Origin of the sequence: Photobacterium kishitanii (assembly GCF_003026355.1) — a bacterium.
GTDB lineage: Bacteria > Pseudomonadota > Gammaproteobacteria > Enterobacterales > Vibrionaceae > Photobacterium > Photobacterium kishitanii.
The window spans coordinates 151,712-165,149 of the sequence record NZ_PYON01000010.1 but is presented as its reverse complement, the minus strand read 5'-3'; the positions used below and the strand labels follow the sequence as shown (position 1 = coordinate 165,149).

Annotated in this window: 16 protein-coding genes; 6 read left to right on the top strand and 10 right to left on the bottom strand. The window is 39.1% G+C overall.

Features of this window, described 5'->3' with window-relative positions; genetic code table 11:
• The 4 genes from C0W29_RS13320 to C0W29_RS13305 form a co-directional block, all read right to left on the bottom strand.
• Positions 1-277, bottom strand: a 277-nt coding sequence (locus C0W29_RS13320; protein ID WP_146147153.1) for an amino acid permease, incomplete at its 3' end; no start/stop codon positions are given.
• 694 nt (positions 278-971) lie between these two features.
• The gene (locus tag C0W29_RS13315; RefSeq protein ID WP_045042410.1) at positions 972-1,439 is read right to left on the bottom strand and encodes an outer membrane lipoprotein; all 468 of its coding nucleotides are present in this window, start codon (positions 1,437-1,439) and stop codon (positions 972-974) included.
• Positions 1,440-1,569: 130 nt separating this feature from the next.
• Positions 1,570-2,151, bottom strand: coding sequence for a tRNA-uridine aminocarboxypropyltransferase (locus tag C0W29_RS13310; protein WP_045045222.1), 582 nt, complete (start codon positions 2,149-2,151; stop codon positions 1,570-1,572).
• Between the two features lie 80 nt (positions 2,152-2,231).
• Positions 2,232-2,651 carry a hypothetical protein gene (locus C0W29_RS13305; protein WP_036789228.1) on the bottom strand — a complete coding sequence of 140 codons (420 nt, stop codon included), beginning with the start codon at positions 2,649-2,651 and terminating at the stop codon, positions 2,232-2,234.
• Positions 2,652-2,712: 61 nt separating this feature from the next.
• Here C0W29_RS13305 and C0W29_RS13300 point away from each other — a divergent pair, with 61 nt between their 5' ends.
• Positions 2,713-3,171 carry an EVE domain-containing protein gene (locus tag C0W29_RS13300; protein WP_045042408.1) on the top strand — a complete coding sequence of 153 codons (459 nt, stop codon included), beginning with the start codon at positions 2,713-2,715 and terminating at the stop codon, positions 3,169-3,171.
• A gap of 66 nt (positions 3,172-3,237) precedes the next feature.
• Here the strand turns inward: C0W29_RS13300 and C0W29_RS13295 are convergent, their stop codons facing one another.
• Complete coding sequence (locus C0W29_RS13295; RefSeq protein WP_045042407.1) at positions 3,238-4,041, bottom strand: Cof-type HAD-IIB family hydrolase; 804 nt, start codon at positions 4,039-4,041, stop codon at positions 3,238-3,240.
• A 156-nt stretch (positions 4,042-4,197) separates the two neighbouring features.
• Positions 4,198-5,166, bottom strand: coding sequence for an alpha/beta fold hydrolase (locus C0W29_RS13290; protein WP_045045221.1), 969 nt, complete (start codon positions 5,164-5,166; stop codon positions 4,198-4,200).
• 202 nt (positions 5,167-5,368) lie between these two features.
• Here C0W29_RS13290 and rhtB point away from each other — a divergent pair, with 202 nt between their 5' ends.
• On the top strand, positions 5,369-5,986 hold the full coding sequence (gene rhtB, locus C0W29_RS13285) for a homoserine/homoserine lactone efflux protein (protein WP_045042405.1): 618 nt from the start codon (positions 5,369-5,371) through the stop codon (positions 5,984-5,986).
• Positions 5,987-6,078: 92 nt separating this feature from the next.
• A complete protein-coding gene (locus tag C0W29_RS13280; RefSeq protein WP_045045220.1) occupies positions 6,079-7,305 on the top strand; it encodes an EAL and HDOD domain-containing protein in 1,227 nt (408 codons plus the stop codon).
• Positions 7,306-7,451: 146 nt separating this feature from the next.
• On the opposite strand, the gene C0W29_RS13275 is transcribed toward C0W29_RS13280, so the two are convergent.
• The 3 genes from C0W29_RS13275 to C0W29_RS13265 all read right to left on the bottom strand — a co-directional run bounded on the left by C0W29_RS13275 (position 7,452) and on the right by C0W29_RS13265 (position 9,910).
• Entirely contained in the window at positions 7,452-7,928 is a 477-nt protein-coding gene (locus C0W29_RS13275) for a Dps family protein (protein WP_045042403.1), read from the bottom strand.
• Positions 7,929-8,055: 127 nt separating this feature from the next.
• A complete protein-coding gene (locus tag C0W29_RS13270) occupies positions 8,056-8,943 on the bottom strand; it encodes a patatin-like phospholipase family protein (protein WP_107174180.1) in 888 nt (295 codons plus the stop codon).
• A 121-nt stretch (positions 8,944-9,064) separates the two neighbouring features.
• The gene (locus C0W29_RS13265) at positions 9,065-9,910 is read right to left on the bottom strand and encodes a LysR family transcriptional regulator (RefSeq protein WP_045045219.1); all 846 of its coding nucleotides are present in this window, start codon (positions 9,908-9,910) and stop codon (positions 9,065-9,067) included.
• Between the two features lie 206 nt (positions 9,911-10,116).
• Here C0W29_RS13265 and C0W29_RS13260 point away from each other — a divergent pair, with 206 nt between their 5' ends.
• Positions 10,117-10,839, top strand: coding sequence for an SDR family oxidoreductase (locus C0W29_RS13260; protein ID WP_045042400.1), 723 nt, complete (start codon positions 10,117-10,119; stop codon positions 10,837-10,839).
• A gap of 151 nt (positions 10,840-10,990) precedes the next feature.
• Positions 10,991-11,995, top strand: a complete 1,005-nt coding sequence (locus C0W29_RS13255) for an acyltransferase (RefSeq protein ID WP_045042399.1) — start codon at positions 10,991-10,993, stop codon at positions 11,993-11,995.
• Positions 11,996-12,046: 51 nt separating this feature from the next.
• On the opposite strand, the gene C0W29_RS13250 is transcribed toward C0W29_RS13255, so the two are convergent.
• Entirely contained in the window at positions 12,047-12,379 is a 333-nt protein-coding gene (locus C0W29_RS13250) for a DUF2500 domain-containing protein (RefSeq protein WP_036789249.1), read from the bottom strand.
• Positions 12,380-12,567: 188 nt separating this feature from the next.
• On the opposite strand from C0W29_RS13250, the gene C0W29_RS13245 reads away from it, so the two are divergent.
• A complete protein-coding gene (locus C0W29_RS13245; RefSeq protein ID WP_373455548.1) occupies positions 12,568-12,930 on the top strand; it encodes a DUF4145 domain-containing protein in 363 nt (120 codons plus the stop codon).
• Positions 12,931-13,438 lie beyond the last annotated feature (508 nt).

Below are 13,438 nucleotides of genomic sequence, written 5' to 3'. Positions count from 1 at the left end.
AAGTGTAAGAAGAGATGAAGAAAGATGATTTTCCGTGTGCTTCTTCTGCGTAAGCTGACATACCGCCAGAGCGTTTACAAAATGCACCACATTTAGCAAATGTATAAGCAATACACATTGCGCCTAACGCGGTCACAATCCAAGATAACATCGAAATTGCACCAACTTGCGCCAAGCTTGCTGGTAGCATAATAATACCGGAGCCCATCATGTTAACTGCAACAAGTACAGTTAAGCCGACAAGACCCATTTTTTTAGTGCCAGTATCTGATGACATTATATTCACCTATGATTAGGAAGGATATAAACGCTATTTACATAGTTTATTTATCGTAATGAAAATAAAGTCATGCGGATTAAATAATATAAAGAAAAAGTAATAGTTAAATTATTTTTTTGATTGTCTTACCTAACCAAAAAAATAAATTAAAGATACTTTATTCTATCGTTATTACTTAATTGCATCACCGTTTAGCTATTTAACGAGTGCTATGATGCTGCTATTTTGATAAAAAAAAAACCGTAAAAGCGCAAAGAAACGTTGCATATTTAGAGTGTAAATTAATAAAGAGTATCGTTATTCGATCGCTTAATTGCGTGAAAATTGATATTTCATTACTAACCAATCATCCATATCAATCAAAAGACCATTAATAACAGTGGGTTGAAATTCTCATCTGGTGGTATTTATAATACAAATCATGGTTATCTTGCTATGAGCATAAAATAGTTATGCATTAATTGTGATGTTACATGTTTTATGTTTTAGAAGGTTTTTTTTTAAATAATCATAAACAATAACCTGTGATGACGATTTAGCTCTAAATAAAGGCAATGTGAGTCAATAAATACAAGGTATGGGGATTGTTACGATCAAAATCGAGGGCAAAGTTGTGGGATTAAGTACAAAGGAAACGGTAAATAATAAAAAAGGAGCTAATGCTCCTTTTTGTAAACTAATGCTGTTGTGATTAAGCTGGAGTAACTCGTGAAGTGCCGTCATCACTAAGATTGACTTGTACACGCTCACCGGCATGAAACATCACTTGTGGATTGACTTGTTGCACGATAGAAACGGTGCGACCGCTGTCCATTTTGATGGTCAAGTTAACGCCGTTGCGTTTTGTGGCTTGGTTACCCGCTTCATTACCTAAGAAGCCACCTAACAATGCGCCACCAATAGTCGCTATTTCTGCACCTTTACCGCCGCCGACACCAGAACCAAGAATGCCACCAATAGCGCCCCCTGCTAATGTACCAATGCCATTACCATTACCATTAAGGGTAACGGCTTGCGTACGTACTACAGTACCATAGTAAACCTGTTGCATTTGGCGGGCGTCATTTACATTGTAGGCATTGCCATAAGGGTTTGCAGCACAGCCAGCAAGACCTAAGGTCGAGGCTATGATGACAGCAGCGAGAATTTTGGTTTTCATGGTATATGCTTCACTAAAAATACGGTGTATAAAATGGTTGTCGCTAATCTGAGCCTTTTTATTTAGAAAATAAAGCGGTAAATCTGATATTACAAAAACAACTATTCGTGTGATTTAAGTTATTGAGTGCTTATTTTGCATGACCACTTTTATCGGCATGGTAGGTATTAATAAAGTGATTAAAATAGGTTTGTAGTTGCTCAGCTGCTTGGTGTTGTTGTAAGAGTACTAATAATTCAATCCCGACCTCACAAGTGCAAAGGTGTCCTGGTTGTTGATTGCGACGCAAAGCATAACTTGATGACTGTTGCGGCGTTAAAGCAAGTCGAGGTAATTGGTTTAGCCACGGACTTTTACGGACCATTTTGCGTGCTTCTTGCCAAGTCGCATCAAGAATAATTAATAATATTTTAGCGTTATTGGCAGCTGGTAGTGTTAAAGACATCGCAGGATGTTGTTCATCACTAGGAAAGACTAACCAAGCTTGATAGTGAGGATCTTGTAATTGATCTAATAATGCTTGCGGCGGCTGTGTACGGTGCCAAATTTCAACTCGACAACTGGGTAAGGTGCGGGTCATTAGCACACCCGTATTGGTATCTTTGCTGCATTCGCGGGTATGGGTAAGCAGTACAAAGTCGGCCGTTGATTGTAATTGCGGTTCGAGAGCGCAAATACAATTAAATTTAAACCCGCAACGCTGACAAGCCATATTTTTCTCGTGATCAATAATAAAGGTGGCAGTGTGGCATAACGCCACCTTTGAGTCACGATAGAGAATAATATTAGCGTTTATTGACGTTGGAGAATTAACCCTTCGACACCTAATTGATAAGTTTGACCATCTACTGTTTCTTGCTGAGTGCTTAATTGCTCACTGTGGGGATCATAACTATAAATACGTTCGCTATTTAAAGGTCGTCCTTGGTGGGTCGTCATAGTGACTTTAACACTGGTTGGATTAATTGCTTGCCAATGCCCTGTTTCTAATAAATCAGGATCGCCATTAGTATAAGTGTAAGTCGTTGTTGCTGCATGATCATCTGCTAAGTGAAGATGTGTAGTTAATCCCATCTCGGTATCACTTTTATAGTTACCCACCCATTGTGACTCTGCAGGATCGCTTTTAAAAGCAGCGGGCATCCAGCTGGCACAGCCCGATAATGTGGTTGCAGCTAATAGTAGGGCAAGTGATAAGCGTGGGTATGTCATTATGTACTCTCTATGGTAGGCTCAATTTCAACATTGAAATTAGCGCAATTAGGGGAAATCCATGGCGTATTGGTTATTTAAAACCGAACCAGATACCTTTTCAATAGACACTTTAAAACAACAAAAAGTTTCACCGTGGGAAGGTGTTCGTAATTATCAGGCTCGAAATATGCTTCGGGATGAGATTAAATGTGGTGATCAGGTCTTAATTTACCATTCTTCTTGTAAAGATATTGGCGTGGTTGGAATCGCCAAGGTTGTCAAAGAGGCCTACCCAGATCACTTCCAATTTGAACCTACAAGTGCTTATTTTGACCCTAAAGCGACGCGTGAAAACCCACCGTGGATGATGGTTGATATCGAATATCAGCAACATCTAAGATTAGTAAGTTTAGCACGGATGAAAAAAACGCTGGAATTAGCGGAGATGCCATTAGTGAAAAGAGGTAATCGGCTCAGTGTGATGCCGGTAACATCAGCTCAGTGGCAGCATATATTGGCGATGACAGGCCAGTTTTGAGAAAAAGCAGTGACAACAATAAGGTACTATAGTTGTCATCGCTTTAGATTGGCAGTATTAATAAAATCACTTTGTTAACAGGTGTTGCTCTAAATAATGCGCCACAGCTTCGTCGGCGTTAGAGCCAATAACTTCATTATTAGGCAATGCTAATTTGACCTTCTCATGGGAAGTGCTCATCACTAGCCCTTTACCTGCCATTGCTAGCATTTCAGCATCATTCATGCCATCACCAAAGGCAATACAATCTGCTAATTGGTAGCCAAGAGCTTCAGCTACAGCTTTAAGTGCGTGGCCTTTTGATACACCGGCATCCATAACTTCAAGGCACCATGGCGTAGAAAATGCAATATTGGCTTTGTCACCAAAGTTATCATTAAATATTTGTTCCCATTTCGCCAGTGCTTCGTGATTGCCATCTTCGCGAGTAAAGAATACCTTAGCAACGTCATCTACTGGTGGGTTATTAATATCAAATAATTGATAACTAAAACTGTCATGGAATTCTTTTAATTGCTCATTGTCATGATTGAGTAGCCACTGATCACCACGGTACATATGAATATGTAAGGCTGGATCATCTTTAGCTAATTCAATCACGCCACGAATAACTTCAGCGCTGAGGTTTTGTTGAAAGACTAATTCGCCTTGAGTATTGTGCACGCGTGCGCCATTGGAAGTGATCATATAAGCGGGAATCGCTAATTTTTCACGTATCTCTGCGACATCAATATGATGGCGACCAGTTGCAAACACGAAATTTATTTTTTGTTGAGCAAGGCGCTGTAATACATCACGAGTAAATGGCGCAATTTTATGATCGGGATTTAGTAATGTGCCATCTAAATCTGAAGCAACAATTTGATACATGAAGGCTCTCAATAAACAGAAAGATGAAAGATAACGAGATCTAATATGAGTCGCTAATTTTAAACCACTATGAGAGATAAAAAGGGGTTATTGTTAGTAATAAATATTTCCGTTTTTATTTTTGTGATGGCATAGCCTTTTTTAGGCTATTTACTGTTATGACATCGCAAAGTGGTTGCAAATTTCAGTTAAGGCAATATTACGATACTGATCACTTTCAAATAATAATTCGTGACGTGCGTTAGCGATAGTGATTAATCGACTATAGTACGGTGTTTGTTGGCAAAAATGGCGGTGGGCTTGATTGTCAACAATGCGATCAGCACTACCTTGTAATACTAAGGTTGGGGTCGTGATGTTTTTCGCCTCAGCAATACTGGTACGAGCACCAATAATACTTTGCCATACCCAGCGATTACTGGCGCCACCTAAGCGTAATTGGGGATATTGTTGGTAGAGATTTTTAAACCATTGAAAGCGTATTTCACTGTGTGTCAGTGGATTATTAACGAAAGGTTTTGAGTAATAAGGTCGTTGGCCAGGCGCATAAGTGGGCAGACGATGAATACGATCATTGAGGCGCGCTAATGGTTCAGCAAAAAAGCGTAAACTTGGTTTGAGATAGATGCCATGCATTGGTGCACTTAATGCGGCGCGGTCAAACAGTTTAGGATAGCGCGCAAGGAGTAAACTACTAATCGTTCCCCCCATCGAGTGACCTAATAGGAACTGATGTTGGTAGCCTTGCGGTTTGACAATATCAGTAATAAAAGTGTGTAGGTCATTAACATAATCATTAAAGTGGCCGACATAACCCATTTCAGTATCGGCGGTTAGTCGTTGTGACATACCTTGACCACGATGATCGAGGGCATAAATATGATAGCCCTGATTAACTAAATCAAAAAAAAGCTCTTGGTATTTGTAATAACTTTCAATGCGGCCATTCACAATTACAATCACTTTATTACTGTGACCCGGCGTTAAACTTACCCAACTTAACTGGCAGTTATTAATACCTTGCAATGTACCTTGATGCCGTTGTTGCCACAATGCAGCGATCGGGCCTGCCATCATATTACTGAAGGTTGCTTCTTGTGAAAAATGCAGGGCAGAGCTGGTCATAACGTTTCCGAAAGTTGTGAACTATGAGGCAAAGTATTGAATGATATTTACGACGATAAGCTATCTCGTTGCTTATTATCATCTTTGCCAGTATACATTATTTATTGTCAGTAGCGTAACGAAGCAATTAGTTGCTTGTTAATCAAGCTTCAAGGTATAACAACATTTTTTAACTGTTCAATATAATAATAAAGGAATATAAATGAGTGTTGAGATCTGGCTTGCCTACGTTGTTGCTGCAATCGTCTTTAGTTTCGCACCTGGGTCTGGCACCGTGAATTCGATCAGTAATGGTATGGTATATGGCTGGCGTAAGTCATTAGCATCAATTGTTGGTTTGCAATTGGGAATGGCGGTTCATATCGTATTAGTTGGGGTTGGGTTAGGCGCATTAGTTGCTCAATCAGCATTAGCCTTTACCGTGATTAAATGGGTTGGTGTTGGCTATTTGGTGTGGTTAGGTATTCAAAAATGGCGCGAACAGAGCACGCTGGCGATTGAGAATGTCGATAAGTCAGTGACGAGTGGTTGTTTATTTCGACGAGCAGTGTTGGTGAATTTGACTAACCCTAAAACCATTGTTTTTTTAGTGGCTTTATTTCCTCAATTTATTAATGCCACCCAACCACAATTACCGCAACTATTGATCTTAGGGGTGACGACACTGGTTATTGATGCCTGTGTAATGATGTTTTATGTCTGTTTGGCGTCTCGTTTTACCAGTTATATTCGCTCTGCAACAGTAATGACGCGCCTTAATCGTATTTTTGGTTCGATGTTTATTGGCTGTGGGGCATTACTTGCTTTAGCGCGTGCCTAGATCAAGATAACCAACGTAAATCAAAGCAATAATATCTTTTATTGCAATTGATAATAGATTGTTAATCACTGTAGTCGAAAGGTATTATTACCATGTTTTCTTATGTTGCTCGCCAGCCTATTTTTAATCGTCGTCAGCAGACGATTGGTCATGAATTATTATTTCGTGATGGTGAGTGTAATGCCTTTCCGAATATTGATGCTAATGAGGCAACATGTCGGCTGGTGCTGGAAAATTATATGGCAATTGGTGATGATCGTGCTTATAAAGGTCAACGGAATTTTATTAATTTCCCGCAAAACTGTTTAGTTAATTTAGTACCACTATTGTTACCCAAGCATAAAGTTGTTATCGAAATTTTAGAGACTTGCATCCCTGATGATGCGCTGTTTTTAGCAATAAAACATCTTTACAATAAAGGTTATATTATTGCGTTAGATGATTTTGAATATGATAGTAGATGGCAACGTTTCTTTCGTTATGTCCATATTATTAAACTTGATTTATTAGTGCTTGGCATAGAAAGAGCTTGTGATTTTGTGCGTAATAATCGTCATATGAAGGTGAAGTTTTTAGCTGAAAAAGTTGAAACGTATGCTGATTTTCAAACCTCGCTTATGGCGGGGTTTGATCTTTTTCAAGGCTATTATTTTAGTCGCCCAGAACTTCTAAAACGGCGTAAAGTTGCTGCTTCTGAATTAACCACTATTCAATTATTACAAGCTATTAGTCGTGAGCCAGTTAATTTCACTGATATCGAAACGATTATTAGTAGTGATGTTTCACTGTCTTATTTATTACTCCGTTATGTGAATCATACTAACCATCGATTGATTGAGCCAATCAGTTCATTTCATCAGGCACTGGTGTATTTAGGCGAGGAAAAATTACGGATGTTTGTTGGCATGGTGGCAACTGCCCATGCTGCATTAGATAAACCTAAAGCGTTATATGCGTTGTCATTACAACGTGCAAAAATGTGTGAAAAATTAGTTGATTACAGTTTGTTAGTGATATCGACAGAGCAGGCATTTTTAGCGGGCATGTTTTCATTATTGGATGCGTTATTAGATAGTTCGTTAGCTGAGCTGTTAGTGCTATTAAAGTTACAACCTAATATTCAGGCGGCACTATTACATCGACAAGGGGATCTGGGACAAGTATTAAATTTAGTTGATGCCTTTGATAAAGCAGACTGGCAGCAAGTAATGACAGAATGTCGAGGATTAGGCCTATCAGGACAACAGGTGCAAGATAGTTATTTACAAGCTGTTGCATGGGCTGAAAAGTGTGCTCAACTTGATGGTGGACGAAAATAAAAAAAACGGGGCCATAAAGACCCCAAAAGAACCATATAATGTATTGCAGTAGTCAGGCGGGTCGCCTTAGATAAATATACCCACATCACATAAGTATATTATTAATGTTAATGAGCGACTAATTCACTAACATGTTGTATTAATTATTATTGTAAGTAAGCGTTAAGCATCCACAATAACTTTTCTTGTTCGCGAATATAATCGCCCATTAATGCTGCTGTACCTTCGTCATTCGCATCACCTGCAGTAATGAGAATACGACGTTGTTGACCGAGCAAAATACTAAAACCACTGACTAAGCCCTGTACACCTTGTTGGCCATCACTGATATTTTGTTGTTCTTTGATTTCGCTAGTCGCCAAATAGCGGCTAAAACTATGATCTGGGGTATAACCTAACGTTAGAATACGTTCAGCTAACTCATCAATTTTTACTTGAAGATCAGTATAGATTTCTTCAAATTTCAAATGTAACTCAAAAAATTGTTGGCCTTTGATATTCCAATGGTAACCACGGGTATTCATATAAAATACTTGGTAGTTAGCCAGAAGTTGATTGAGGTCAGCGGCCAGCGCTTGGGCTTTATCACTGTCAAGACCGATTAAATTGGTTTGGTGAGCCATGGTACATTCCTCATAAATTGGTTAAAAACGAACATGTATTTCGTTTTGATGAAGCTAGTATAGATGTCTTTGTTTAATAGGTATAACTGTTGCTAACTATTGTAATGATAGTTTTAAACTATTAACTCTAAGCAACCAGTGATGTTGAACCACAGTGCTCGCCTTCGCAGGGAATAATGCCGCAAACACGATGGCCAGCTTGCTTACCTTGCAAATAACCTTGCTCTAATTTATTAAGGTTGCGCGTTAAACGGCCCACATGAAAGTCTTGATTCGGCGCAATAACGGTAATGGTGCAATCTGCTGGCGGATTATTAATAAAATCAAGCGCCGCATTATAACGGCTTGGCCGTGTCATGACTGCTTCTGCAAAAGCTGGGTGGTCATGAAACATCGATTTGATTAACCACGGAAGTTTAGTCTCGTGTTTATGAAACCCTAATGGTTTAGATAAAATGACGGTAATATTGCGAGCACCACGGCGATAAGCTTCAATTACTGGAATGGAATCACCGATACCGCCATCACTCATAGCAACCCCATTAAGAGTTGGATTATGACGATAAGCAACAGGTAAAGCACAAGTCGCTTCCATTAACGGCATAATATTATTACGGGTCACTTTGATATATTCGGCTTGTCCCGTTTCTAAATTCGTTGTGGTGGCGTAAAGCGGAATCTGACGCTGTTCGTATTTGAATAAGTTCAGCGGCAAATAACGCGAAGTTGTACGCCATAGCCAATCAATATCAGTTAAGTGGCCGCCATGCGTAAAACGAGAAAAATTGATGAATTGTGGATCGCGTGAGTATTGGGTAATGATTTTATGACTACGGCCATAATTACCACATAAATAACCAATTAAGTTGGTTGCACCAGCAGAAACCCCAATCGCGAAGTCAAAGGGTAGATAGTTATTCTCAAGAAATGCATCCAGCACACCACTGGCAAAAATGCCGCGCATTGCGCCACCTTCGACAACCAAAGCGTGGGAAGTGTGTTGACTTGTATTCATTACCTAACCTATCTATTTAGCTGACTTTAACCTAGTACGCAGCATAAATAGATTAGCAGTAATAAAAAATTCGATTTTTCTTATTACTGTAATAGGTAAAACTTAACCGTTTATTATTAATTTAAGCCTCGCTACTAGCACCTAGGCTCAATACTTTAATACAAGCGGCTAAAGCTGGATTAAGAGTTTTAGTGGCGGGATAGCATAATCCTAAGCGACGGAACATGCGTGGACCCTCAAGAGGTACGGTGACTAATTGCGTCGCCGCTTCTAATACACCTGTCGGTAGAAAAGATATCCCTAATCCCGCTTGAACTAAATGCATTACTTGGGTTTTGTGCTCCGCTTTAGCAACTAAATTAACTGATAAACCATCACATGCCAGTAAACCAATCGTCTGTTGGTGGGCTTCACAAGGGGGGCACTCAATAAAATCGTGTTGGTGTAATTGTTGGGGAGAGACACTGGTTAAGCTTGCTAGGGAGTGATTGGGTAGCATACATAACACATAATCTTCTTCCCATAATGGTAAGAAGATTTCATCTTCCGCTTTGAACATGTCAAGCGTGATACGGGCATCAGCGGGGCGATCATGATCAACTAACTCCAATAAGATATTGGGGATTTGCTGTTGTAATTGCGCGAAAATCAAGGCTAACTGGCTTTGGCTCAGGTCAGCAAAATTAGCTAATGTTAGTGGCAACCTTTCTGTTCGTTGCTGAAATAATTGTGGCAAGGTATTGACGTCATTCAGTAATCGAATTGCTAATGGGTACAAGTAATGTGCTTCGTCAGTAAGATTGACCCCCTTTTTATGACGAACAAAAAGTTGGGTTGCTAATTCTTGTTCTAATTGTTTGATACCACTAGATATTGAAGGTTGTGATACACAGCAGCGCTCGGCGGCCAAGGTAATATTTTTTTCTTCATAAACAGCAATAAAAAACCGTAATAGACGTAAATCCATCAATTAATACTCAGTTGAAAAAGACCCTATTAGCCTATCATATTGTTGAAATTTATGAAGGTGGTGATCTATCCATAGTTTTTTTTGATGATAAACCAAGGAAATTGATATTTTTCAGTATCGATAATTAGCTCTATAGTTATTGCCATCAACAGCACCTTTGCTGGCTGCATCGAGAATGCGGTTTATTCTAGAGGAACAAAATTATGTCAAAATCTTTAGTCGTGATTACTGGTGCAAGTTCAGGTATTGGTGAAGCAACTGCGCGTAAACTATCAGCAGAAGGTTATCCATTATTGCTATTAGCACGTCGTGTTGAGCAAATGGAAGCCCTCAATTTGCCAAATACGCTATGCCGTAAAGTTGATGTAACTGATGTAAAGGCAATTGCAGCAGCGGTAGCAGAAGCTGAGCAAAAATTTGGTCCAGTCGATTGCTTGATTAATAACGCCGGTATGATGCTACTTGGTCTTGCTGATGAACAAGATCCAGCAGAATGGCAAACCATGTTCAATGTGAATGTGATGGGAATGCTCAATGGGATTCATGTTGTACTTGCAGGCATGAAAGCGCGTAAGAGTGGTACCGTGATTAATATCAGTTCAATTGCTGGTCGTAAAACGTTCCCGAATCATGCCGCTTACTGCGGTACTAAATTTGCAGTGCATGCTATTACTGAAAATATTCGTGAAGAAGTCGCTGATGATAATGTGCGTTTTATTACCATTGCACCAGGTGCGGTGGAAACTGAATTATTAACTCACACCAGTAGTGATGCAATTAAAGCGGGCTATGAAGAGTGGAAAGATGGCATGGGTGGCGTCATTGCGCCACAAGATATTGCTAATGCGATTAGCTATGCCTATAACCAACCTCAAAATTTATGTGTTCGTGAGATAGTCTTAGCTGCAACTCGCCAACAACCATAAATCGTTAAATAACCGTAAAGTGAGTGTCATATAACGGTGAATTATCGGCTAATTCATTGAAGTGTTAGATACTTGCTATGCAACGGCTGCTATATTCAAAGCAGAGCCTTAAATGATTATGGCTCTGCTTTTGCTTATTAAGGAGACGTTGGTGAGAGAAAAAATATGGTTTGTTGATTTACTGCGGGTGGTTGCTGCCATCGCGGTAGTAGTGATCCATGTCTTAGGCCCTTATCGTGACCAAATTGGTCAATTGCCTGATTGGCAGTGGATCAGTGCTATTACGATCAATAGCTTGAGTCGTTGGGCGGTTCCCGTCTTTATTATGATCAGTGGTGCTCTAATGCTCAGTGATCAGCGTCCTTTTGAACCCGTCTATTATATTAAGCGTCGCCTCGGCAAAGTATTAGTGCCATTTTTAGTATGGTCGGTGTTTTATGCATTGTTTTCAGGGTTAACTGTCAGCGGTTTTGATAGCGCTGTTAGTTGGTCAGTATTGAAAAAAATGCCTGTTCATGAAACCTATTATCACCTTGGATTTTTCTATTACTTTATTCCTCTTTATCTTATTGTTCCGGTTATTCAATGGTGGGTTAAAAAGGCGGAACCAGGGCAAGTTAAAGGGGTCATTATGGTATGGCTGCTGATCACTGGTTTATATCTGTTTTATATTGATGGTTTATGGAGTGATACTTACTTACTTTATAGCGGTTATTTATTATTAGGTTATTGCCTTTATCAGTATCGTTGGCCAAGTTTAGTGGTGCTATTGCCATTAGCGGTGATCGCGGTAATCGTGACTGATTATAATGTGATCAGTAATAGCTTCGCTGCTGGTGAATATAAGATGGCGCGTTGGATGTCGTATAAAACACTCAATACGGTATTGGTTGCAGCGACTATTTTTATGTTATGTCGAATGGTGAGTGATAAATTAAGCTTACCAACTCGAAATAAATTGGCATGGTTGAGTAAATACAGTCTTGGGGTGTATTTGATTCATCCGATTTTTTTGTGGCCATTACGAGAATATGATCTCTATTTCGCTAATCCGTTAATTGCGATTCCGGTATGGACATTTATTGCAGCGAGCTTAGCGTTAGTCACTAGCTGGTTATTGGGTCGTAGTCGTTATACTGCTTGGTTAGTACCATAACGGAATAACAATCTGTTTGCTCACGTATGGGTGAGCAAACAGAGACTTAATTTATTGGCGTTGTAGTGCAAAATGAACAAATTGCTGACCACGGTAGGTCATCGTGCCGATATCACCTGGGTTTAAAGCGTGGTAATAATGAATACCAATCATGAACTCACGCTTTGGGCCTCCCGCTAATGGTTGGACATAAAACCAATATTCCTCATCTTCCTCTCCTGGTTGCGCACCAATAATACGGTTACTTTGTTTATCGAGAATTTGTACTTCAACTTTTTTCTCTGGTGCGTCAAGACCTAAAGTGTGGCGGCGGTAGTTATAAATAAAATAAGATAATGCTAATAGTAATAGCAGGCACAATACGACCATAATCCATGTCGGCATTCCCAAGCTCCTTGGTAGTTAATAAGCTATATTAGATAAATATCGCGCTATTATTCACAGCAAATTTCTACATCCCTAGCTATGGATAATAAAATCGTGATCTCAATACAATTATTTTACTAAAACACTATGTTGGATTGGTAGCTTAGGTAAGGTAACCATAATTGAATACGAGGGAGGTGATGATAATGGATATTGAGCAAGTTATTGATAAATCTCGACGACTAGAAGATTTACTGCGTCAACATTATCATGCTAAAGGTACTGACTTAACCCAATTAGTTCATAGTTGTGATAATCGCTTTCCTGACGATATGGTTAATAAGCTTAATCAAATTGCAACCATGCGCCAGCAATTAATGGCTGATAACATTCCACTATCGGCATCTAATGACTATCAGCGTTTTATGGATCTATGTTCAGAGTGTGAGCAAGAGCTAATGCCACGTAGTAGCCGTTTAGTATGGGGGGTGGCAGTGGTACTTCTTGGTGGTATTACTTTAGCAGCATTGGGTTTTTATTTTTATCATTGGCAACATATTACATTATGACAATGAGGCATATTAATAACCCAGATAAAAAAATGGCGCCATTAGGCGCTATTTTTTTGTTTCTTGAATAAGTCTTAGTAAATAATTGGCAGTGTCATTAAACCAACAACAACAGCAATCATTACAAGGCCTTGTTTTTGCGAGTGTGTAAGCATATTTTCGATCCTTGATGGTGAGTGTGTTTTCTCTTGACAATGAAGATAACATGATTTTAGTGGTGTTTACAAGTTTGATTGCTATATATCTGCTATAAAAACATTTTTAGGTGGCAATAAGAGCTGTTTATCACTATTAAAACAATGTTTTTTGTGTTGTAAATTTAATGTTATCAAATTATTTTTGGTCTATTTTTTATTTAAGTTGTTGTTTTTAGGTGTTTATTATTTTCTTGTTGTGGTTTTTTTGATGTTTATTGTTATAAGTTGATAAAAATCACTAATATTCAGTGGTAGGGTTGTTTGGTGGTTATATTATGCTGTTTATGTCGGTGGGGGTAATGTCTTACGTC

Bases quoted from the DNA above. Each gene is read 5' to 3' on its own strand.
- C0W29_RS13275 (WP_045042403.1), bottom strand. From the start codon at position 7,928: ATGGCTCACCAAACCAATTTAATCGGTCTTGACAGTGATAAAGCCCAA.
- C0W29_RS13290 (WP_045045221.1), bottom strand. From the start codon at position 5,166: ATGACCAGCTCTGCCCTGCATTTTTCACAAGAAGCAACCTTCAGTAAT.
- C0W29_RS13260 (WP_045042400.1), top strand. From the start codon at position 10,117: ATGTCAAAATCTTTAGTCGTGATTACTGGTGCAAGTTCAGGTATTGGT.
- C0W29_RS13250 (WP_036789249.1), bottom strand. From the start codon at position 12,379: ATGCCGACATGGATTATGGTCGTATTGTGCCTGCTATTACTATTAGCA.
- C0W29_RS13295 (WP_045042407.1), bottom strand. From the start codon at position 4,041: ATGTATCAAATTGTTGCTTCAGATTTAGATGGCACATTACTAAATCCC.
- C0W29_RS13280 (WP_045045220.1), top strand. From the start codon at position 6,079: ATGTTTTCTTATGTTGCTCGCCAGCCTATTTTTAATCGTCGTCAGCAG.
- C0W29_RS13265 (WP_045045219.1), bottom strand. From the start codon at position 9,910: ATGGATTTACGTCTATTACGGTTTTTTATTGCTGTTTATGAAGAAAAA.
- C0W29_RS13305 (WP_036789228.1), bottom strand. From the start codon at position 2,651: ATGACATACCCACGCTTATCACTTGCCCTACTATTAGCTGCAACCACA.
- C0W29_RS13270 (WP_107174180.1), bottom strand. From the start codon at position 8,943: ATGAATACAAGTCAACACACTTCCCACGCTTTGGTTGTCGAAGGTGGC.
- C0W29_RS13315 (WP_045042410.1), bottom strand. From the start codon at position 1,439: ATGAAAACCAAAATTCTCGCTGCTGTCATCATAGCCTCGACCTTAGGT.
- rhtB (WP_045042405.1), top strand. From the start codon at position 5,369: ATGAGTGTTGAGATCTGGCTTGCCTACGTTGTTGCTGCAATCGTCTTT.
- C0W29_RS13310 (WP_045045222.1), bottom strand. From the start codon at position 2,151: ATGGCTTGTCAGCGTTGCGGGTTTAAATTTAATTGTATTTGCGCTCTC.
- C0W29_RS13245 (WP_373455548.1), top strand. From the start codon at position 12,568: ATGGATATTGAGCAAGTTATTGATAAATCTCGACGACTAGAAGATTTA.
- C0W29_RS13300 (WP_045042408.1), top strand. From the start codon at position 2,713: ATGGCGTATTGGTTATTTAAAACCGAACCAGATACCTTTTCAATAGAC.